Here is a 20,980-nt window from a genome sequence, read left to right as displayed (position 1 = left end):
AACTCCAAAGAGTACCGCCAAAAGATTTGTCTTTTTTTGTCCATGAAAAATCCCCTTCGTTCAACAAGATTAAATCCATCTTAACAGATGTCTTTTATCTCTTGTCTACTAGAGGGGGATAATATCAAACTGGACTTATGAAAAAAACGAGATGAGATGCTTAAATCCCCACATAATAAACTTTACAGTGAAACTATGCATAATTACCCTCTTATCATCAAGACCACTTGTATAGTAAGTTACGATAAATATGATAAAAACAAAATTATAGGTTTGACGTTAGTTCAAAGCGCTTCAGATGGAGGATCGAAACGTATTTCATTGCCGCTTGGCTATAAATTACCCTGGTGATCGCATGGAGTAACAGAAGAACAAATAAAAAAATGCCCTGCCAGCATTATGCCAGCAGAGCCCCAGTCCAATCATACCCAAAATGCTTTTGTTATAATTACCAACAGGATAAACAACACCAAGATTGCACCTATAGAATGAAATCCACCGTATCCGCCATAACCTGCTCCACCTTCATATCCACTCATGGCTTGAACCTCCTTTATTTTGTAGTACAACATAATATATGCACAAATACATCAGAGTACAGGGCATACAGGTAATAATTACAAAGGTTCTATCGATCACACACCGATAGAACCTTTTATACCAAAACAATGATTGGGCATTTCCTTTGTCTAATCATTTTGTGTAAAATGTCATGGTTTACTAATGGTCTGACCTCCTGTATACTCACGTTGATTCTTTTTCCTGTGGGACTAACTTGGCTATCTTGGCAGAGATGCCAACCCACAATTTATGCGCCTCCCATAAGAGAGGCGTTTTTTTGTTACACCCCGATCTATGTAATTATCTAGGTTTAACCACCTCTCTTTATTTTCAAAATCAAACCTTATACCTAGATTAAATGCCAATTTTAGGTTCTTTGGCAACAAAAATTCGGCATGCCGAGTTCTTCTAAAAATGCAACAAAATCCGACATTTTAATTCATTATATTTCGACAAAAAAAGAACCGCTTATGCGGCTCTTATTCATTGAGTAGGCTTGGACTCATAATGCGAAGCTCTTTCAACACTTTTTCAAAGCGATTATGAGCAATCTCACATTTTATCCTAACGTCCCCTTTATCAAAGTAAACCTCTTTAAATAGGAGATTCAACACAGAGACATTGTCTACGTTTAAAATGGTGCTTCTGTCTGCCTCGAGAAACTTATACCCAGTGTTTTTAGACCAGCATACCAATACTTAATCGTCCCGTTAAGATAGTAAACATTATCAAATGTATGAACTACAATTCGATTCAATTTACGAACGCTAGCCATATACAAAATCTCACTAATAGGTAACTTTTCTAAACCATGTTCCGCATTTGGCGTTGTTGAAACGGTAAGCATAAAATCACACCTTATTTCATCAGTTCTTCCGGCGGTTCCGGATTATAAACGAATGCTAAGCTGGCTACACTTACAGAAAACATGGCAAGAGCGGCCAAACTTGTTGCAAACGTTGAATAAATGTATTTCTTCACATTCTCACCTCCTAATAAGAGTAATACTTTGAACCAAGAAACTTATCGCTAGTATAGACGAGGCGAATACCAAGTTTGTTCCGACCAGTAATACAGCGATGGTTTTTAAGAGCGGGTAATAACGTTTGGGAATACGCGACTGCTTTTCAATCCCTGACGGAGCATAGATTAAAATCAGGATTATACTTAATATCGTCGCACCAATGCTCAATTTGTAGCTAAGAGTAAAAAATGATAGTGCGGTACATACGATAGATGTAACAAGTACACATCCAATACCTGTTTTTAGATGTATCCCGCCTGTAATTTGTCTGAGTATTGCGAACATGACTAACATTAAAGAGGCTTCTTTAACCTTGCCTGTAAGCAACGCCGCACCCATGGTCAAACAGACAATAAAAACAACATTCAGAACTATGGATAATGAATGCTTTAACACAGCTACCGACGCCGGATGATCAGGGATTGTAGATTTTATATGAGTTGCCATTCTCAAAGCCAAAGTCTCAATCATCCTCAAGTTCTTCCCTTTCTTTTTTGAGCGCATAATATAAAAATAAACCAGCGGCCATAGAGACATATAGTATCATCAGAAACAGATCATTATAATAAAACATGAATGTTGATGCCATGAGCGATCCTACTATAAAAACAATAACTAATACATGTTCCCACTTTAAACGCAAACGCTCAAAATCCGCGGTGAAACCAATTTTAAATTTTAACAATACAAATGATATTGCAAAAACCCAAGCGCTCGTAATGGCTTGCAGCAAAGACCCTTGAGCGCTATTTTGTAGATCAGCAGTGGCTACGCCCCCAAAAAACAACCCTATCATTATTGCTTGAACAAGCGTGTACAAAAACGTCCCTGTGATAGAGATAATCGCAGCCCACAGTATAGGCACCCTGACAACTGTCGTTATAAGTAATATGTACAACAATGTGCTTATAGCAGGAGCCAAATAGGATAAAGACATTTCCTCTCTTAAAATGTAACTTTGAAGATTCATAACAAGACTTATGAACAAAGCCGGCCACACATACTCTACAGCTTTTAACCTAAAAATAGAAAGCATAAGCGTTAACGCAGCCATTGTTTCTACAGTTGAAAAAAGCAAGAACCTAATAGGCTCCCACATAACACATATCCCCTTCACGTAATTGGTAACAAACACACCTTAATACTACATTTGCTACCAATACAAGGCAATCCAATTACCAATCTAAATGGAATATTTTATGTATTATGTGAGGTAATTATTTTTAGCCCACAGATATAATATCCTCTAGTTTAATCCAGCTAAAATCATCTTCCCCACGAGACAGCTTTACTTCACATCTAGCAGTGTTGATTACTGTTACCACACCACGTAGCTCCTCATCATCGAACGGACTGAAAACAACCAATGTGACAGGCTGACGTGAGTTGTAAGAATCTATAAGAGCTTGCTTAATTAGTTGTATCTCTTGGTCGTCGAGTTCCGGTTTCCCCACGATGCTGGCGATCCTTCATCAACTTCAAGTATGCCTCTTTGTGTTCAGGGATAATGATCCTTGAACTCTCGAATATTCCGTTACCTTCTAATTTTTTGACATGTATGTAGCCTCCTGTTGTTAGGTACAGATTACATAGCGAACACACGTTCTGAATAAGAGATAATCTTATCCAATGAACTTAAAGGCAACTTTCAGAGTAATCCGCCGTCTGAAGTATTGTATTATATCGGAGATAATTTCAATTCATCTCAAATAACTCATCTACAAGATATGGAAGGAGGATATACAGAAATCAACAGGGACAATCGAGAAATTGCTCTAGACTATGTAAGAGGTGGTCTATTCGATCCTAAAGACATGAAACCACTCCCCAATGTCGAACCTGGTCCTGACAATGATTTATATGAAAAGTTAACGTTCCATGTCCAAAAAGCGATTGAGAATGAAGATTATTATATATTCGCCTATGGAGAACGATGGAGACCTGAAAGAAAAGAAGATAAATATTTTCACTTCAAACCCGGCAATGGAATTCACGATATTCATATGAATCAGGGGAACTCAGCATTCCAATCCCAATCTTGGTGTACTGATGATGAAACAGGTCATGCACTTAAAGAATGTAGTCATGAAGAGCATGAGGAAACTAACGCAGCGTTTCACATTAGTGACAAATTATCAATATAGCAAAAGGACTCTTTCTGGAGTTAAATCCAAAAAGAGTCCTTCTTTCGCTATCGACCAGTTAAGGTTAGCAGAGATTGGATCTTATTTAGAGTATTCACTTACTTCAAATGTTAGGATACGATCAAACAGCATATAATCCTTTCGACTACTAAATGGACCTTTATTGTTATCGTGTTTATTGATTGCATATGAAGCTTTTCCTGATCCTGCCTGTTTAGCTTCGTACCAGTCGATGAAGCCATTGACTTCTTTCATGCTCAGGTCGAATTCCTTTTCCAGCCCAGTTGTCATAGTGACTACTAAGATTGCTCGGTTGCCGGAAGGTTCTGGATTTCCATGGCCCGGTTCTTCAGGAGTAGGCTCTTCTATATCAGGTTGGCCAGGCTTTTCCTGTGTACCTATAGTAATTTCAAAGATGGATATCCATGATGCCGATGACTTTGCATCAATTCGGATACCATCATATACTCCTTCTGTTACTAAAATCGGATCCATTACCGTTACTTTGTTAGATAATGAAAGAGAGGTTGGCGAACTGATTGCTGTCCAATTCCCGTTTTTTAAGCCAAATATCGTGTATGTATTCGTAGCCTGGGGGTGGGCGAAAACGGCCAATTGTACAAAATTTAAATAGGTGGACTGGGGAAACCTCAATTCCAGGCTTGCGTTATACTTGCCAGCATTCCAATCCGTAGTCAAATCTTGATCTATAGTCTTCTCAGGTGTTTTGTTATTGTAGGAGCCGTCAGACGTAATAGTAATGGTTCCTGTTGGCACAGAACTTCCTTGCATTTCGGTAGCCTCAGCAGCATGAACTGACGACGTAACACTTAAAAACAAGAGCAGTAACAGTAAGTAGATCCTTGAAAGTTGTTTCATATCCCATTTCCTCCAATTTTATAAATTAATTTCGGCTCTTCACTAAAGTTAGTGCTTGACTTTTCTTTACCTAAAGACGCTGCGTGTGCGGCAAAGAGATACCTGTAAACGGTACTACCCTACGCCGGGGCCAGGCGCTTTCCTGTGAGTGTCAGCGGGCCGAACAAGCTCGGAAGGCCCGGGAGATCTTACAATCGGAGAAGACTATCGACGGAGTACCACTTCCACTGTTAACCAAGCATGTAAGGTCCGATAGGACAGGACATAAAGGGGTTTATGAGGTGAATATAACGTAAAGGGCAAAAGGATGTATGCTATAGCGACAACCTTAGAGGATGCAGTAGAGAAAAGAAATCAATTAGAGGAAAAATACCATAAACCATTAATAGACAAATTTCATAAAAAAACAATTTCTGCCAACTATTTAAGGTCAGCGGGCTTATTTTAATATGCTTTCTTGAGTCTTGCTGTGACATAAGAGTTATAATCTCCTATAATTGTAATGTAGTAATATCCCGGGCGAGGATTTTTATGATGGCTCGTAAAGCTCATGTCCGTCGTCATTGCTGGCGTTAACATTAGTTGGCTCATTAATATTGTATCCTCAGTCTCTGCATCTTCAAACAATAAATATACACTAGCTTCTCCTCGTGCTATTATTCCTATATCTAATTCAACTTCTTCATTATCTATATACAGCCTCTCACTATTTACAAGTCTTTCATTTTCAGGTTTAGATACACGGATTCTGCTTGCGGCGGAAGCTTCTGTTGTAAACGAAAACATCAGAAGAGCAGCTATCATTACTAGCAACATCGGTTTAAACTTCTTCATACAGTGTTACCTCCTAGAATATTGTAATAATTACATTATCAATCTACTATTCTAAGCGTGTCGAAGTAAGGGGAAACTTGTCCTGCTAAAAAAGATTCTATCAGACTTTGGCAGATAGAATCTTAATCCTTTATTTAACGATAAATTTCACTCGTGTCCCATCATCAGGATATTCGTCCAGCTTATGACCTACCCATGATCCAGCTCCCCGGTTATCACTTGGGCTTATGTATCTATTATCAGCACCTGCGCCACCTTCAGCACACATTGCCATCAGCCATTCGTCACGGTCATATCCTTTTTTAGTCGGATAGCCTTTTAGAGATTCCTTCCTGTTTTCCTCTGCTCCATCCCGATCAATCGTACATACCGCAGAATGTCCGGCTGCAATGGCATCCCTAATGTGCGCTCCGGTTTCAGGGTAGCATGAACTTGGGAACTCCAGCGTATACCCAGTTGCTGATTGTTGACTGAATGCTGCCGGTTCGGCATAGACACCTTGCACAGAAAAAATAACCGCCAGTAAAGATACAATTAATCCTCTTGTAATTCCTTTTATCATTGACACCTCCATAGTATATTAAATCTTCTTTATACTATATCGTGAGGTGTGTCAAAGTATCACATAGCTTGTCACAAAACAAAAAAGGTCCTATCAGTTATGGAGTGACAAAGAAGAGTAATTACTGCTCTAAAAATTTAAATCCACAATTAAACTTATATTTGAATATATAGACATTAATGTTTAGACAACCCATGTAAAAGTTGGTAAACTCGCATAATAGTAAATGCATAAAGGAGAGATTATTTTGAAGCGAGTTATTACATCATTATTATTATTGGGGATATTTACTCTTATAGGCTTGAGTTCTTCAACGTACGCTGCTACAAAAAACGTAGTATGGGAAAAGAGCAACTCTGTTTCGGCCACCGTAGATGAGAAGGGGACCAAAGCTAATGTGGGAAAAACCAAAGGGAAATGGTATTGGGAAGTAACAGTAAATGCTCAATCAAATGCCTCGACCGGTATTGGTATCGTTGGCGAAGGTAAAATATATAATGGAGTGGGTGCCTCTGCTCTAGAGAATTGGATGTATTATGCTGCAAACGGAAACACTTATCCGGGGATAATTAATTCTGGAAAACCCTACACAGTAAAGGACGTTATTGGCGTTGCTTTAAATATGAATGATGATAAGATTAGCTGGTATAAGAATGGTGTATTAGCGTATACAAGCACTTTTAAGCCAAGTAATCTTCCAGGAGAGATTGTGACCCCGTCAATTACAGGTGGTACAACTGGTAGTTTTTCATTTGATGCAAATTTCGGCGCGACTCCATTCACGTATAATATTCCAGAAGGGTTTCTTCCCTACCAACAACCTGAAAATTCATTAACTCTTTCTGCAACAGGTAATGAAGAAAATATTCAATTGCAGTGGGATGGGATACAAGGAGTTACAACTTATAAAATTGAAAGAGCCCTAACCCCTGGAGGTCCGTATGAAGAAATAGCATCTGATATTTCTGGTACATCTTACACTGATAATAAGGTTGAAGAAAACACTACCTATTACTACGTAGTTTCTACAAATATCTCATCTACTGATCAAGTTGTATCAAATGAAGCAAGTGCTACAACTTTAAAAAAATCTACGCCTGATCCTTCTGAGCCTACGGAGCCAACTGAACCAGCACAACCAACTGGTGACCGCGCTATTCTGACTGTAACGATGGACAATGGTTTTGATAAAGAATTCGATCTGAGTAAAAAGGAACTAAATGCATTCATTGCTTGGTATGACGCTAAAGATGCTGGTAGAGGCGCTTCATTCTTTGCAATTGATAAGCACAATAACAACAAAGGACCATTCAGCAACCGTAAAGACTACGTAATCTTCAACAAGATCCTTACGTTTGAAGTAAGCGAGTATTCAACTAAATAAACCACAATAAGGACTCTATCCGGCTATATGCCAGTGGAGTCCTTATTTACATCTACTCTAAATTCAAACTGCTTACGGAAGAAATACGATTCGTTAATCTTGACCGAATCAGGCGAAAATTTTTCCACAGAACCCCGTAGTCTACAACTTCCACCATACCATCACTCAACGGCTTTACTACATATACTCTCACCTGGCTTAATGCAGCTGCAAATAATTCTATATCCGATTTCAACACTTTATATGTATGGTTCATGCTGATCCCGATTCCAGTCTTCTAATATGACGATGTGTTGAGTTTCATATAGTTAATATGGGGCATGGAAAACTATCTATTAGGTAATAGTTTCTTTTTCCTGTTAATAGATTCATGCCGATACATCGCTATCGCCACTGACATATAAATAAAGTATACCTTAGCAGAGGGGGGATGTAGGTGATCAGAACAAGAGTAAAAACGTTCAAACACCGTGTCGGTAAAAACAAATTCCTGGTCGTTAAAATTTTTCAATCTGCAGCTGCTAAAGCAAAGAGCGGTAATGCCTTGGCAACCAATGCACTGAACATCAAAATATCCAAACGCAAAAAGCACCACTAAGACCATCCGTACCTTCATTTCCTGTGAAGGGAGGTGATTTCCATGAGTAGAAGACATTCCAAACACCATGTGAAAAGAAAAAGCATATCTATCTGGTCAAAACAAAAAGCGTTCGCACGTGCACAAGGCAATGCGCTGGCTGCCAATCTGTTCAACGTAAATGTCAAAAAGAAAAAACATTAATAATGTTTTCAGCGGGGCAAAGGCATTGCTCCCTTTCACATCTTTTAGCAACAATCTTTACGAAAAGAGCCTAAAATATTCCCCAGCCGACCATTAAGGTTGGCTGGGCTTTTTGTTATTCGAGTGTTTCGTTTGTTGAATAAAATATCCCAATAACTGCAACTACTATTATGGCAGAATCTAGCATGTAATCGGTAAGAACTTTGTTAACAAAAGAGCAGCAAATACTGTGACCGTTGCGAAATAGCCTAGCGCTCATTAGGTCAATTTTTTACCATCCTTAAAATTGAGTCAAGTGAAGCGGTATTATTCAACAATTCTTTTCACAAATTAAACCCAAAATGCTTTAGTGATTATAACCAACAGGATAAAGAGCACCAAAATTGCCGCTGTAGATGTCCACATACCGCCACCATATCCGCCTGTGCCTGCACCTTCATATGCACCCATGTCTTTAACCTCCTTTATTTGTGGTACATTTTAATATATGTATGAATACGTTCTGTGACAGGGCATGCAGGTAATCAAAAAAACACCCCATGGACATAAGCCAATAGGGTGTACCGATGATTTCGGATTGTGCAATTGAGTGAAGTAGTATTATCCAGCAGTTCTTTTCACAAAATTAAACCCAAAGTGATTTAGTGATTATAACCAACAGAATAAAGAGCACCAATATTGCCCCTGTAGAAGTCCACATACCTCCGCCATATGCACCTGTGCCTGCACCTTCATATGCACCCATGTCTTTAACCTCCTTTATTTGTTGTACACCTTAATATATGTATAAATACGTTCTATGACAGGGCATATTGGTAGACTAAACAAAGGCTCACACCGGATAACCCGGTAGAGCCTAAGAACTTTATAAAAGAATTAATTTCAAGATGATCACCAACAAAATGAATAGTGCCAAAACAGCAGTTATTGGTATGCAAATTTTTCCAGTAGTTTCTCCGCAACTTCTTTCTATTCCCCTCACACGCAACGCCCTCCTTTGTTTACTCCACAGGCTATGCGAGGTATTGTTTAGGGAATGGACTTCTAGGTAAACAAAAAAGCACCCCACCGGCTTGTGGTCAAGACCCCATTCTATAGACACTGAAAAAAGACCCTAGGCTATAAGCTGCTTCCGGTACTCTACCGGGGGCAGTCTGTTTAGCCTTCGTTGTGGCCGATGTTGGTTATAAAATCGAATGTAATCTTCAATTTTCCTTTGTGCCTCATCCATATTTCGGATATCATAAGGATAGAGTCCTTCCGTTTTGAGATGCGAGAAGAAGCTCTCCATGGAGGCATTGTCATAACAATTGCCTCGGCGAGACATGCTGATTCGGGCGCCAACCTTTGGCAGCATGTCGTGGTATGCATGGGACGTGTACTGGAATCCCTGATCGCTGTGAACGATCAGTCCGGTCACGTCTTTTTGCTGAGTCCATGCCTGCTGAAAGGTTCGGAGAACCAGTTCATTGTCGTTCCTAGTGCTCATTTGATAAGCGATAATTTCGTTATTGAACAAATCCTTCACAGCTGAGAGATAGAGCCACTTCTCGCCTACACGATATTGCGTAATATCTGTCACCCATTTTTGGTTGGGAGCATCTGCCTTGAAATCCCGTTTCAATATATTTTTTGCCACCCGACCTCCTTCAGAAGAAACATAATTACAACGATGCTTTCGGCGGATTCTCAAACGAATTCCTAGATCCTGCATGATTCTGAGTACCTTCTTATGATTCATCCAAACCCCGTGGTCGTGTAGCAGGAACAGTTGAATTTGGCGATAACCAAAGACTCCGTTATACCGCTCATACACCTTCTGAATGAGTTCTTTCGCGGCCTGGTCCCGTTCCTTTCTTCCCTTCTGCTCCCGCTGCCAATAGTCCAGTCATTTAATCAAATATGACCAGTGCCAGCAACACCCCCAATACTCCTGACCACCCACCGTAAAGATACGTCACTGCGCTACTACCTAAAGCTGCGCTGAACTTAAAAATCTCCCACTTATCCAACATTCTTTCCCCCATCTCTCTGTTCAGGAAACTTTTCCTGAGCTATCATCGTTTGTTTTCTGATTTTCTTCTTGGGACTGTATCTCTGCTAATACATTTCCCACCGCCGTATCCAGCGCGTAAAGAATCTCCTTACGCTTATGTGGCTGCGAAGCAATTACAGCAGAAATAACCTCAGTCAATTCTTCAACCGGTCTGGTCAGATCCAATTGAATATCCAATGTAGATTTTATCTTTGCCAAAAAGTGTCTTTTTTTGCGTTCAGTTCATATAATTCCTCAGCAAGTTCCTTCACATCATTCTCATAGAGCTTTGCCGCAATTTCATAAAATTCTGGAATCTTTCCCATCACTTCGTCGATATAGTCAATTTTGTTCTTCAACTTCGGCTTGTTATTTTCGTTATAGCGATCCAACCGAACAGATAAATTGATGTGATATTTCATCTCGAATTGTTTGTACAACTCACGCCAACGTTCTTGATACTTTTTGCCGCCTCTACGAACAACTCTATTCAAGATTTGTCGTTTAGCGGCAAAGTCGATATCATCAACCAAACCGACAATGACAGTCTCTTTATATTCAATTTCTTCACGTTAAGATTTGATTGCTTCGTTTTGTTGCCGCACTACCGCTAAAGTCTGTTTGAACATGGCTCTGTTATTAACCTAATATGAACGAGCAGGATAGTTGAATAACAGTAATCAATCTAAGGAGCATGTCGACCTACGCGAGGCTTCAGCCTAAACGGGACTACGCAGGTTGTAGTTAATTTACTATTATGATAAACTGAATGTAATTTGATGATGGGAGTTGAACGGATACATGTAGAACTTTTCTTGCTTCGAGATCACGAAAAGAACGGACTCAGCGATCGGCTGTGGTCGTTTTATTTCATCTCTGCAAGAAAGGTCTGCGTTTCGTTTGCGCTCCCTCTCCGGACAGTCATACGGCCCCTTGGAATGGGGCCGTATTTCCTCGTATGGATTAGAGCCGCAAGATAGCACCTTTCTTGCGGCTCTTTTTTATTTCCAAACGAAAGGATGATTGTCATGCCCACCATTCAGGTAACCAATCTTACTTTTGCCTATCCAGGCAGCTATGACCCCATATTCGAAAATGTTCATTTTCAAATTGATACAGACTGGAAGCTGGGCTTTACAGGGCGAAACGGTCGGGGTAAAACGACATTCTTAAACCTACTGCAGGGGAAGTACGAATACAGCGGTACGATCTCCACACCAGTCGCCTTTGATTATTTTCCGTTTCCCGTCGAACACCCGGAGTATTTGACCTTAGACGTCGTCGAAGAGATCGTGCCAAGCTATGAGAGCTGGAAGTTGATGCGCGAACTGAACCTGCTTAAGGTTTCAGAAGACGTGTTGTACCGGCCATTCGAATCGCTGTCCCAAGGAGAACAGACGAAGGTATTGCTGGCCGTGCTATTCATCCAAGACAATCGATTTCTGCTCATCGACGAGCCGACCAATCATCTCGACTTGCACGCACGCAAGCTTGTCGCCGATTATCTGAATACGAAGCGCGGTTATATTCTCGTTTCACACGACCGGGCTTTTCTCGACCGCTGCGTGGATCATATTCTATCGATCAACAAAACGAATATCGAAATCCAAAAAGGCAACTTCTCCAGCTGGTGGACGAACAAAACTCGCCAGGATACGTTCGAAATGGCACAAAACGAAAAGCTGTACAAAGACATACAGCGTTTATCAGCTTCTGCTAAACGTACTAGCGGCTGGTCTTTCGAGACCGAAAAATCGAAAAACGGCACACGAAATTCCGGCTCCAAGCTTGACAAGGGTTACGTCGGGCATAAGGCAGCAAAAATGATGAAACGCTCGAAATCCATCGAACAGCGGCAACACGCCGCTTTAGAAGAAAAATCGAAACTGCTCCGAAATATCGAACAGTCAGAAAGCCTTGCGATCTCTCAGCTCGTGTATTCCAAATCGGAACTGGCGATGCTGGATCACGTCACGGTTTACTATGGGGAAAGAGCGGTTTGCAAGAACGTTTGTCTGACGATCGAACCAGGAGATCGGATTGCAATTTCAGGTCCAAATGGTTCAGGTAAGTCTAGCTTGCTCCGCCTGCTCAACGATGAGGCGCTACACTATACAGGTACGTTTCAGCGGGAGCCGCAGCTTCGCGTTTCCTATGTATCCCAGAATACTTCTCATCTGCGAGGAACGCTTTCCGATTATGCAGCAGAGCACAGAATTGACGAAAGCTTATTTAAGGCTGTATTGCGTAAGCTAGATTTCGCCCGCATCCAGTTTGAGAAGGATATATCGGCGTTTAGCGGCGGGCAGAAGAAGAAGGTTCTGATCGCGAGAAGCCTATGTGAGGAGGCTCATCTGCATATTTGGGACGAACCGCTCAACTTTGTCGACGTGATTTCCCGGATGCAAATTGAGGAGCTGCTGCTTGAGTACACGCCGACCATTGTATTCGTGGAGCATGATCGGGAATTTCATGACCGTGTCGCAACGAAAACGATTGAACTCGGTGGGGATTAGAATTTTACAAAGTGACTTGGAGTAAGACATGATTTCAACGGCAGAAAGCTTTGCACAACAACTTTTATGAAAAGGGAAGAGATTGAACTAAAGAGACACGATAGTTCAATAGAATATCGGCAGTCTAGGATTTTATTTTCTCGTCCATAGCTGCCGTTTATTCTATTTGAGTGCAGTCTAATACTTATCTCAACTTATAAAAACAAGAGCTTGTCCCAAAACAATCGGCCGATACAGCAATTGCTATTGCGCCACGCCATCTGTGCCCCATACGTCAGCTCATCATATGTATGATCATACGTTCCTGTGGTCTCAACATCATTACGAATATCAAGAAGCCGGGCCACCGCTTCATCGCGGCTTCGGCCCAGCTCCTTATAACACGTATATATAAATTAGAAAGATAAATTACGGGTTTTGTATAGGTGATGCCAAATTGTAAAAAGTAGCTGTTTCCCTCGTTCCACTGTACTTCCATTGGTACCCTACATTTAAGTTATTCCCGCTCCAATACATATTCCTAATTTCTGGAAAGAGGAGATCCTGGTTTTTGTAAATCGATGTTGTCGCATTTGTGCCATCTGGCCTCGTAGCGTAGATGGTTGCGGTTCCAGCAGACAGTTGTAAAGAGGATACTGTATATTGAACTCCATCCGGACCTTCTGTAAACATCCTAGTTTCTCCAGAGTAAGAGAACGGGGTTGTATAAGTTGCCTCCATCAATTCTCCTGAACTACTAGTTGCTCGTGCATATGCCATTTGATTTATAACATTTGTTGATAAAGGTTGGTTATATGCTGGTACATTTTTCCATATTCCCTTTCTCCCAACTTTAACTTGTCTTTGAGTCGAATCCCTTGGAAAATCAAAACTAACATAACCCACCGATTCAACAACGATTTGATCCTTAATTTTTGATACGTTATTAACGGTATACGTTTGATAATTCCCGGAATACTTCCATTTTACGGAAATGTTTAATGTATCTCCACTAAAACTATAAGTTTGGATTTCAACGTAATCACTACCAGCTTTCCCTCCAGTACTGATAGTTGTTATTTGAACATCATTCCTATAAACAATTAATTGTGAAACATCACTACTCCTTCCAACAACATACTTCTTACCGTCAATACCCGTTACATAATAAGTTGGTGATACTTCAGCATTTAGTTTCATAGGCATTCCTAAAAATACTGTTAATGCTAAGCTAAAAATCAAAAACAGCAAAACGGGCTTTTTGTAATAGGTCATCTTCAGTTTTCTCATACTATCCCTCCTATTTTAATTCATTATATTTAGAACATTACGTATTATTACTTTTATTTCAAAAAAAAGGAATTTATCATATATATTCTTCAGTTTTTTTCTATCATATGTAACGGGCTTTTATCATCAATTTATATCAAAGAACTAACGGTGAACGGCTTTTAATATAACCTAATATGATGATATCCATTGATGCCATAAAAATGGGAAAGAGATAAATTGAATTCCGATAAAAAAGGAGCTGTCCCAAGTCAAAAATGACTAGGGGACGCCCCTCTTCTCAAAATGTAAAACAAAAAGAAAACGTTTCTCGGTAAAATGGAAGTGCAACCAACCATTTACAAAAGAGACGGTTTCTTTATTTGCATTGAATATACCATGAATCAGGTGTAGACAAAGCTCCGTTAGGAGCAGATCTACAGACTTTTTGGTTCAATGGGTAAAGAAAACATGAATTGAGGTGTTAAAATAACACATCGGGAAGCCTCCCTTAGTATTCAGAGAGGCTTCCCGATGTCTAAAGCGTATTTCATTTTCAATACTTTGTTGCTACGAAAAAAAAGGACTTTCTACACATCATGTTTACTGTGATACTACGGATTTTATTTAAGGGAAGCTATAGCCTTATTTATTTCTTCTAGTTAAGTCTTCAATCCTCTTCATCTTTGTTGTGAAGGGATTATTTCGTAAGTTGCAGTATCATTCTTATCTGAATAAATGAATGTTAGATATAATGGATCTTTAAGATCGATTCTATCGTCAACTTCAAAAGTACCAATAACTTCTTTCATATATTTCGCTTGTTCCTCATCTGGAGATAGCTTTGTAGCGGGACTGTTCAATCCATATAATATGCCACCTACTGGTTGTAGTGTAGTCTTACCTTGCCTCAAAACAGCATGAAAATTACGAGATGCTTCCTCTTTATTGAAACTTACGTCAATAGAGAAAGACAAAAGGTTCTCTTTTAGAATATCACGTCTTACATCACCGATTGAAGGTGTGACCTTTTCTTGAGCATTATGGTATGCTCTGTTTATAATTAGATATGTCGGTGTCAAAAAATATACAACTTCTACAAGCCCTCATTTTTATTGTCCAACTAAGTGTAGACTATCCAATGCTCAAAATAGCTTACACTCTGTCATATGAGGGCAAAAGAAAAAAGCACCCGAAGGCACTCTTTAAGTAATAACATTAATTATCTCAAACTTGTTTTCTATACTTCCCTTTCCTAATTCACATAGAAGATCGTCAATCTCTCCAGATAATTTAATTTTAAAAATCCCTTCTGAGGTTAGTACTTGAAGACCTAGATCACAAGATGAACTAACGTAGATTGACTTATCAGAAATGATCTTAAATATTTCAAACACGCGTCTAAGTACTTTAATTAAATCGCCTTCGAATTTAACATTCAGTTCGTGTAGACTTTCTAGTTTTTTGATTTCCTCCAAATTTTTTAAATAATCATCAGGATAAGTAATAAATATACGCTCATTCTTAATCAATAGCATATCCTTACCATAATGATGATTCGATAGCACTCCTATTCTAAAAAATAAACCTTTGTAGTCTAACGTGGCCCCAAGCCATAACTACACTTTGATCAATTAATCCAGACAAAAAAGGATATTCTCGTTTTACTTCGTAAATCGTATTATCATAAATTTTTATTATTTCACTTGTATCACCAATATTAGATACAGTTAATTTTTTCCTTAAAATTATCCAAAAAAATAGATAGTCCTGTTCCACTCGCCCATCCCATCTACCCCAAACACAACCTTTACATCTTTTCGGCTGTTTGGGCGGTCCTTTAAACGGGAGCAAAATTCCTTTCTTCTGCTTCTTCTCCAAGACTAAAATCCTTTCAAAAGGCAATAAAAAAAGCCACCCGTATGGTAGTTCCTGCATAAGACAGTATAAAAACTTAACTGTTTATGGGCACTGCCAAGTAGAATGTCTGAAAACGGCGTATCGTTCAAATGAGCGATACGCCTGTTTTTTATTCTCCGTCCTAATAAGTAGAACGAAATAAACAGGTTTGTCGATGGAAGGGATAAAGCAGTATGCCAAAACGGAAGCGTAATTTGCGGCTACATATCATGGTAAGAGGAATTAGCTATTTGACAAAAGCGCATGAAAGAACTGGACAGTCAAAATCAGAGTGCATTTATTCGCAAGATGGCGATTGATGGATATGCCGTAAATGTTGACCTTGCACCCGTAAAAGAACTCGTATCCCTGCAACGCCGATGCGTTAATAATCTTGCTCAAATAGCTAAATACGCACAGGCTAATAACACCTATCAAGCTGAAATCATGGAACTTCAAAAAGGTTATGACAAGCTATGGGAACAGTATTCAACTCTCTTGGAACACCTTGCAAGACTGGTTGCACTTTAGGACTTCGGGCCAACTTGGCCCGAAGTTAAATAAGGAATGAGCGACAGCGATATGACGCAACATCAGCCGGGTTTGGGGTGGCTACCCCAACAAGCAATTTTGAGGATTTTCCCGCAAGAGAAAATCTCAAAATGTGCAAGTGTGTGTACACTTGCCCTGCTTGCCGTTTAGCGGCAAGGCCAATTTATCGCCTACCAATATGGCTTTTCGCAAATAAAAAGACGCTACCTATTGATAAGTAAACTGTCGTTTACTATAATAAGTGGTGAACGATGGTTCACTGCTGCTGAGAAGGGGTTTTTAGATGTCGGATACAAAAGAAAATATTTTGCATACTGCGCTCCGCTTGTTTGCGCGAGATGGCTATGAAGCTGTTTCGGTTAGCGCTATTGCCGGGGAGCTTGGAATGACAAAAGGAGCTTTGTATAAGCACTACAAGAATAAGCGGGATATATTTGACAGCATTGTGGAGCGTATCTATCAAATGGATTATGAGCGAGCGCGGGAATTTGAGGTTCCAGAAGAAGTATTCGAGAAAGCACCATTACCATACCACAATACTTCTGTGGATAAAATAAACGCTTTCATCAAGGCGCAATTCCGCTTTTGGACAGAGGATGAATTTGGCTGCAATTTTCGCAAAATGATTACATTGGAGCAATACAGAAATCCTGATATGGCAGATCTGTATCAAAAGTGCCTTGCAGGTGGGCCGGTAGATTATATGGAGGATTTGTTCCATGAAATGATAGAGCAAGGTATTTTGAGCAAAAGTAATCCGAAGCAATTAGCACTTGAGTTTTATGCACCATATTACCTGTTGTTAAGTATTTATGATGTATCCCCGGATAAAGAGGAAGCCGCGAATCTTTTTGCGGCGCACATCGAGCGCTTTATGCAAAAAAACATAGCGAAAATGAGTAAAGATAAGGAGTAATCACAATGGAATATATTAAAAGCCAAAAATACGACTTACCCAAATTACAAGCAAAAATGATGGGACCTAACCCCTTAAAATTGCAGGAGGAAATGCTTATCAAGCATAAAATTCCCGCCGGAAGCCTCGTTTGCGACTTGGGCAGCGGGCAGGGGCTTACAAGCGTTATGCTTGTCAAAGATTATGGTTTCACTGTTTACGCCGCCGATTTGTGGAGTGACCCGGAGGAAAACCGCAAATTCTTTGACGAGATGGGGCTAACCCACGAACAGATTATACCAGTCAAGGCTGACGCCACCAATTTGCCATTTGAAAAAGAATTCTTCGATGCGGTAGTCAGCACAGATTCTTATAATTATTGGGGACGCGACCCGGAATACTTGGATGCAAAGCTACTGCCTTTCGTCAAAAGCGGCGGTTATATTTATGCCTGTGTCCCCGGCATGAAAAAGGATTGCCATGATAATCTGCCGGAAGAATTGCTTCTCTCGTGGACACCGGAACAGCTTATCTATCTGCGTGATATTCACTATTGGACAGAAATTGTAAATAAATGTCAAGACGCCGAAATCATTTCCATATACGAGATGGAGGGCAATGAGGAACTTTGGGAGGAGTGGCTGAACCAAGAAAATGAGATTGCGGTCAATGACCGCAAAACAATGGAAGCTGGCGGTGGGAAATACCTGAACTTTATCGCTTTCGTACTGCAAAAGAAGTAAATGAGGATTTGATATGTAAGACGGATTAAAAAGGATAGGAACATGAAGAAAAAACTGTATGAATGCCAAACATACCTCTGACCGCAAAAAGCAAACCGCCCTTCGGCGCAAGCAGATTGCACAGGCGGAGCGGCGTATCGCTGAATTATCCAAGCTGTTCAAGCGGATGTATGAGGATAATGTAAACGGGAAATTGAGTGATATTCGTTTTGAAGAATTGTCCAATGATTACGAAGCGGAACAGGCCGACTTGGAAAACAAGCTGGAGCAGTGGCAAACAGAACTGGACGAACAGGAACAGCATACCGAAGATGTAGAGCGGTTTATCTGCAAGTGCAAGCAGTACACGGATTTGACGGAACTCACGCCCACCATCCTGAATGATTTGGTTAGAAAGGTGTTTGTAGAAGCGCCGAATAAATCGGATGGAAAGCGCAGTCAGAATATTCATATCAGCTATGATTTGGTGGGTATCCTGCCAGAACTGAACACCCCAATAGATGAAAGAATGGCGTAGCTTTTACGCTACGCCACACTTTGTTAGATACTGTTTTACAGAGGACGGCCCTATGAGTGACTTGTATCTGCCTATGTATTTACAGCACCAAATGAACACAGGCACTTATTTAAAACCCGAAAAATAAACAGCGATAGGATCTATTCCCGTTAAACGGGATGCAAAACGCTGCGCTGTTACTTAAAATCTTAACGGACTTTGTAACTAAAGAGGAATGACAAGACCATTTTAATGAGATTGCATGAATGGAGTCAAAAACCCCAATACTTATTAGACCTCCCTAGCTTTTCAAATGTTCCCGATTTCCTCTATTTTCTCACTTTATTGATTATAAATCCAAAAAATCAATGCACCAAATATATACACAAGCGATAAAGGATAGAGTAACCACTTATTAAGCCTATCTTTAAAAACGATCACCAAACAAACAGTACATATCCAAACGATTATTAGTTGCCAGAAACTCATCGAATCAACACCTCCCCATGACAACCTACTTCGACACAGGGAATTTTTTACCCTTCTACATTATTTCTTGCTACAGCATTGAATTAGCACGCCGCGGAATTGAACCACCCAAGGGTTCTGACAAGTTAATGTTTCCGCTGGTTAACTGGTGCCTTGCTGCCTGCGCGTGCCATGTAAAATGTGAACGGAGGCCACTCTCCCCCGCATGAATGACTTACCGTTTAACCCCAACCTGCATAATGTTGCCAATCTACCGCTGTACGTTACAGGTGCCCGCAAGTGATTGCAAGGGCTCACCCTTGTTCACGGCAATATAATCGGGCATTCCCTTGCGCGCACTGGTCAATGCCAATGAGCAGTATGTCCTCTATCCCCTTGCTGGAGTCACTGAGCTATCAGCCTATAGTATGCAGGTGTCATCCTACGTTGTAGCGTCTCTATTCCGCCACCACATCAAATGTCCAGTGGCGGGTCATAAATCGTCAAATTCCAATCAAAAAACGGTCATTGTTTATGGGGACTCTAACTAATAGATATATACATAATTGCTTTATCAATAGGATTTACAGTTACTCTCATTGATTTACATACGCTAGCAAAACACCTTATTGCTAAATAATCCTTAAATGCTTCACCTAAATACCATTGGTGCGGCAGTAAAATTAATTCTCCAGCCTCTCTTATAAAGGTATTGTTTAAGAATGTCCACAACTCAATGATTGATCTTTCAGATGACCTCTGTATCAACTCAATATTGACTTTGTATTCTTTCTCTTCTGAATAATCAATACACACAGATTTATTTCTGTACAAACTATATGCAATTTGATTTATTTCACCAGAGTCGATCAACTTTTCAATAAGACTTTTCGAAATTGCCCTTAATTTACTAAACATAATTTGAGCATGATCCTTATACTCAACAATTTTACACTCTTCAAAATGCGACCCAATCTCTTGTAATATTTGCTCTTTAGTGTCGTTATCAAAAACTGGAATATGTAAAACAGCATTTGAATCGCCTGTTTCGAATGGTAAAAGAAAAAATTGAGCCAATACTGATAGTTTCTCTTCTATACTCTCATTTGTTTTTATTTTTTTTATGCTAGGTCTATCAGGAACAGTAGTTTTGTTTCTAATTTCGATAGTTACTTCTTCCTGATTATTTAAAATCTCTTCAAATAGTTTCATCTTCATTCCTCCTATATATATCACCATAACAAATACTTAGTACTAAGACAAAAAAGAGAACACAAGGATTGAAGAGTAATTGTGTTCTCTTTTTAGGTTATTTAGTTGTAAAAGTCACTTTAGCTCCATTGGCTGGTAAGTTAAAGCCAGTAGCTCCTGTTACAGAAACACCGCCATAAAGTTTTGCTGAATGAAGCCCTGGGTTGCTGTATACTGTTTCCCCTTGATTTGATACATGTGTAGGAACTCCATTTGTTGGATAATTAAAGGTATCCTTTTGTCCATTAGACCATACTAAAGAAATATTAACACGAGTTATTTTATTCATCTGGTAACTGCAGAACACTTGGATCTCCATTTATGAAATTGCTCATATTCTGTTCTAATTGTTCCTTAATAGAGGCCCACATTTCAGTAACTAGGTTTCATAGTGCTCATCTAAAGAAGAGGAGCCATTGTTAATTGGTATTATTTCATATGGGAGCCCTTCTTCAGCTACGATTTCATTAAGTCGATCTGTCACGCCTCCACCTACACCACTATCATCAACTCTTATTCTGATTCGGTTTAAATATGAATGAGCTAAATGGAGTTCTTTAGCCAGGCTGATCACCCAACCGGCAGTTTGGATTGTCAACATTAAATCAAACAACTTTTTTAAGGGCTAATTTTCGATAGTGAATTGGAGTCATGTACCCCAGTGTTCCATGAATTCGATGCTTGTTATACCAATTTACATAGTCAAAA

The 20,980-nt window shown here is 39.8% G+C and carries 29 protein-coding genes and 3 pseudogenes; 9 read left to right on the top strand and 23 right to left on the bottom strand.

The annotated features are described in order from the left end of the window. Window positions 1-422: 422 nt before the first annotated feature. The 5 genes and pseudogenes from BAZ21_RS27780 to BAZ21_RS08710 form a co-directional block, all read right to left on the bottom strand. Window positions 423-539 (bottom strand): sporulation protein YjcZ, encoded by a 117-nt coding sequence (locus BAZ21_RS27780; RefSeq protein WP_084011553.1) that lies wholly within the window; start codon window positions 537-539, stop codon window positions 423-425. Window positions 540-1,419: 880 nt separating this feature from the next. Next, window positions 1,420-1,542 carry an AgrD family cyclic lactone autoinducer peptide gene (locus BAZ21_RS27775; RefSeq protein ID WP_007430670.1) on the bottom strand — a complete coding sequence of 41 codons (123 nt, stop codon included), beginning with the start codon at window positions 1,540-1,542 and terminating at the stop codon, window positions 1,420-1,422. A gap of 4 nt (window positions 1,543-1,546) precedes the next feature. Then, window positions 1,547-2,056: an accessory gene regulator ArgB-like protein gene (locus tag BAZ21_RS08720; RefSeq protein ID WP_068499081.1), complete on the bottom strand. Its 510-nt coding sequence runs from the start codon at window positions 2,054-2,056 to the stop codon at window positions 1,547-1,549. Next, the gene (locus BAZ21_RS08715; RefSeq protein WP_068499079.1) at window positions 2,049-2,684 is read right to left on the bottom strand and encodes a hypothetical protein; all 636 of its coding nucleotides are present in this window, start codon (window positions 2,682-2,684) and stop codon (window positions 2,049-2,051) included. Before BAZ21_RS08715 ends, BAZ21_RS08720 begins: the two co-directional genes overlap by 8 nt. Before the next feature lie 124 nt (window positions 2,685-2,808). Further along, window positions 2,809-3,145: pseudogene (locus BAZ21_RS08710) on the bottom strand (YolD-like family protein). A 56-nt stretch (window positions 3,146-3,201) separates the two neighbouring features. Here BAZ21_RS08710 and BAZ21_RS08705 point away from each other — a divergent pair. Continuing rightward, entirely contained in the window at window positions 3,202-3,729 is a 528-nt protein-coding gene (locus BAZ21_RS08705) for a DUF2278 family protein (RefSeq protein WP_084011551.1), read from the top strand. Between the two features lie 81 nt (window positions 3,730-3,810). Here BAZ21_RS08705 and BAZ21_RS08700 read toward each other — a convergent pair whose 3' ends face one another. The 3 genes from BAZ21_RS08700 to BAZ21_RS08690 form a co-directional block, all read right to left on the bottom strand. After that, window positions 3,811-4,608, bottom strand: coding sequence for a hypothetical protein (locus tag BAZ21_RS08700; protein ID WP_068499075.1), 798 nt, complete (start codon window positions 4,606-4,608; stop codon window positions 3,811-3,813). A gap of 444 nt (window positions 4,609-5,052) precedes the next feature. Then, window positions 5,053-5,442, bottom strand: a complete 390-nt coding sequence (locus tag BAZ21_RS08695) for a hypothetical protein (protein WP_068499073.1) — start codon at window positions 5,440-5,442, stop codon at window positions 5,053-5,055. 130 nt (window positions 5,443-5,572) lie between these two features. Further along, window positions 5,573-6,004, bottom strand: a complete 432-nt coding sequence (locus BAZ21_RS08690; protein ID WP_141694959.1) for a NucA/NucB deoxyribonuclease domain-containing protein — start codon at window positions 6,002-6,004, stop codon at window positions 5,573-5,575. A gap of 247 nt (window positions 6,005-6,251) precedes the next feature. Here BAZ21_RS08690 and BAZ21_RS08685 point away from each other — a divergent pair, with 247 nt between their 5' ends. Then, entirely contained in the window at window positions 6,252-7,388 is a 1,137-nt protein-coding gene (locus BAZ21_RS08685) for an SPRY domain-containing protein (protein ID WP_068499071.1), read from the top strand. A gap of 23 nt (window positions 7,389-7,411) precedes the next feature. Here BAZ21_RS08685 and BAZ21_RS08680 read toward each other — a convergent pair. Then, window positions 7,412-7,644, bottom strand: a pseudogene (locus BAZ21_RS08680) (hypothetical protein). Between the two features lie 180 nt (window positions 7,645-7,824). Between BAZ21_RS08680 and BAZ21_RS28920 the strand changes: the two are divergent. Together BAZ21_RS28920 and BAZ21_RS28915 are read left to right on the top strand one after the other, a co-directional pair. Beyond that, complete coding sequence (locus tag BAZ21_RS28920) at window positions 7,825-7,986, top strand: hypothetical protein (protein WP_176718128.1); 162 nt, start codon at window positions 7,825-7,827, stop codon at window positions 7,984-7,986. 42 nt (window positions 7,987-8,028) lie between these two features. Beyond that, the gene (locus BAZ21_RS28915) at window positions 8,029-8,169 is read left to right on the top strand and encodes a hypothetical protein (RefSeq protein WP_176718127.1); all 141 of its coding nucleotides are present in this window, start codon (window positions 8,029-8,031) and stop codon (window positions 8,167-8,169) included. A gap of 330 nt (window positions 8,170-8,499) precedes the next feature. Here BAZ21_RS28915 and BAZ21_RS27770 read toward each other — a convergent pair whose 3' ends face one another. The 5 genes from BAZ21_RS27770 to BAZ21_RS08660 all read right to left on the bottom strand — a co-directional run bounded on the left by BAZ21_RS27770 (window position 8,500) and on the right by BAZ21_RS08660 (window position 10,737). After that, window positions 8,500-8,619 carry a sporulation protein YjcZ gene (locus BAZ21_RS27770; RefSeq protein ID WP_084011550.1) on the bottom strand — a complete coding sequence of 40 codons (120 nt, stop codon included), beginning with the start codon at window positions 8,617-8,619 and terminating at the stop codon, window positions 8,500-8,502. Window positions 8,620-8,794: 175 nt separating this feature from the next. Further along, window positions 8,795-8,914 (bottom strand): sporulation protein YjcZ, encoded by a 120-nt coding sequence (locus BAZ21_RS27765; protein ID WP_084011549.1) that lies wholly within the window; start codon window positions 8,912-8,914, stop codon window positions 8,795-8,797. A 369-nt stretch (window positions 8,915-9,283) separates the two neighbouring features. Further along, window positions 9,284-10,057, bottom strand: coding sequence for an IS3 family transposase (locus BAZ21_RS08675; protein WP_068499069.1), 774 nt, complete (start codon window positions 10,055-10,057; stop codon window positions 9,284-9,286). 147 nt (window positions 10,058-10,204) lie between these two features. Continuing rightward, window positions 10,205-10,402 carry a hypothetical protein gene (locus BAZ21_RS08665; RefSeq protein ID WP_256020176.1) on the bottom strand — a complete coding sequence of 66 codons (198 nt, stop codon included), beginning with the start codon at window positions 10,400-10,402 and terminating at the stop codon, window positions 10,205-10,207. Window positions 10,403-10,410: 8 nt separating this feature from the next. Continuing rightward, window positions 10,411-10,737: a hypothetical protein gene (locus BAZ21_RS08660; protein WP_068499067.1), complete on the bottom strand. Its 327-nt coding sequence runs from the start codon at window positions 10,735-10,737 to the stop codon at window positions 10,411-10,413. 495 nt (window positions 10,738-11,232) lie between these two features. On the opposite strand from BAZ21_RS08660, the gene abc-f reads away from it, so the two are divergent. Next, window positions 11,233-12,720, top strand: a complete 1,488-nt coding sequence (gene abc-f, locus BAZ21_RS08655) for a ribosomal protection-like ABC-F family protein (protein WP_068499066.1) — start codon at window positions 11,233-11,235, stop codon at window positions 12,718-12,720. Between the two features lie 203 nt (window positions 12,721-12,923). On the opposite strand, the pseudogene BAZ21_RS27760 reads toward abc-f, so the two are convergent. From BAZ21_RS27760 to BAZ21_RS28450, 5 genes and pseudogenes are all read right to left on the bottom strand, one after another. After that, window positions 12,924-13,112, bottom strand: a pseudogene (locus BAZ21_RS27760) (nitric oxide synthase oxygenase); the annotation flags it as partial. A 16-nt stretch (window positions 13,113-13,128) separates the two neighbouring features. Next, window positions 13,129-13,989 (bottom strand): hypothetical protein, encoded by an 861-nt coding sequence (locus BAZ21_RS08650; RefSeq protein WP_068499064.1) that lies wholly within the window; start codon window positions 13,987-13,989, stop codon window positions 13,129-13,131. Between the two features lie 659 nt (window positions 13,990-14,648). Next, entirely contained in the window at window positions 14,649-15,050 is a 402-nt protein-coding gene (locus BAZ21_RS08645; RefSeq protein ID WP_068499062.1) for a hypothetical protein, read from the bottom strand. Between the two features lie 123 nt (window positions 15,051-15,173). Then, window positions 15,174-15,506 carry a hypothetical protein gene (locus BAZ21_RS08640; protein WP_068499061.1) on the bottom strand — a complete coding sequence of 111 codons (333 nt, stop codon included), beginning with the start codon at window positions 15,504-15,506 and terminating at the stop codon, window positions 15,174-15,176. 37 nt (window positions 15,507-15,543) lie between these two features. Further along, the gene (locus BAZ21_RS28450; RefSeq protein WP_176718125.1) at window positions 15,544-15,849 is read right to left on the bottom strand and encodes a hypothetical protein; all 306 of its coding nucleotides are present in this window, start codon (window positions 15,847-15,849) and stop codon (window positions 15,544-15,546) included. Between the two features lie 282 nt (window positions 15,850-16,131). Here BAZ21_RS28450 and BAZ21_RS08630 point away from each other — a divergent pair, with 282 nt between their 5' ends. The 4 genes from BAZ21_RS08630 to BAZ21_RS08615 all read left to right on the top strand — a co-directional run bounded on the left by BAZ21_RS08630 (window position 16,132) and on the right by BAZ21_RS08615 (window position 18,574). Next, window positions 16,132-16,398, top strand: a complete 267-nt coding sequence (locus BAZ21_RS08630) for a plasmid mobilization relaxosome protein MobC (RefSeq protein ID WP_256020173.1) — start codon at window positions 16,132-16,134, stop codon at window positions 16,396-16,398. Window positions 16,399-16,702: 304 nt separating this feature from the next. Continuing rightward, window positions 16,703-17,335, top strand: coding sequence for a TetR/AcrR family transcriptional regulator (locus BAZ21_RS08625; protein WP_068499057.1), 633 nt, complete (start codon window positions 16,703-16,705; stop codon window positions 17,333-17,335). A 5-nt stretch (window positions 17,336-17,340) separates the two neighbouring features. After that, window positions 17,341-18,057: an SAM-dependent methyltransferase gene (locus tag BAZ21_RS08620; RefSeq protein WP_068499055.1), complete on the top strand. Its 717-nt coding sequence runs from the start codon at window positions 17,341-17,343 to the stop codon at window positions 18,055-18,057. Window positions 18,058-18,115: 58 nt separating this feature from the next. Continuing rightward, on the top strand, window positions 18,116-18,574 hold the full coding sequence (locus BAZ21_RS08615) for a DUF4368 domain-containing protein (protein WP_068499053.1): 459 nt from the start codon (window positions 18,116-18,118) through the stop codon (window positions 18,572-18,574). A 990-nt stretch (window positions 18,575-19,564) separates the two neighbouring features. On the opposite strand, the gene BAZ21_RS08610 is transcribed toward BAZ21_RS08615, so the two are convergent. The 4 genes from BAZ21_RS08610 to BAZ21_RS27745 all read right to left on the bottom strand — a co-directional run. After that, on the bottom strand, window positions 19,565-20,233 hold the full coding sequence (locus BAZ21_RS08610; RefSeq protein WP_068499051.1) for a hypothetical protein: 669 nt from the start codon (window positions 20,231-20,233) through the stop codon (window positions 19,565-19,567). A 97-nt stretch (window positions 20,234-20,330) separates the two neighbouring features. Beyond that, on the bottom strand, window positions 20,331-20,561 hold the full coding sequence (locus tag BAZ21_RS28445; protein WP_141694957.1) for a hypothetical protein: 231 nt from the start codon (window positions 20,559-20,561) through the stop codon (window positions 20,331-20,333). 90 nt (window positions 20,562-20,651) lie between these two features. Beyond that, window positions 20,652-20,873: a hypothetical protein gene (locus BAZ21_RS27750; protein ID WP_256020170.1), complete on the bottom strand. Its 222-nt coding sequence runs from the start codon at window positions 20,871-20,873 to the stop codon at window positions 20,652-20,654. Between the two features lie 4 nt (window positions 20,874-20,877). Next, the coding region (locus BAZ21_RS27745; RefSeq protein WP_141694956.1) for an IS3 family transposase at window positions 20,878-20,980 on the bottom strand (103 nt) is incomplete at its 5' end.

The sequence above is a fragment of the Paenibacillus kribbensis genome (assembly GCF_001705305.1).
In the GTDB taxonomy this organism is placed as follows: Bacteria; Bacillota; Bacilli; order Paenibacillales; family Paenibacillaceae; genus Paenibacillus; species Paenibacillus kribbensis_B.
Note: the sequence above shows the minus strand (reverse complement) of the source record. Positions and strands in the feature narration are given on the sequence as shown.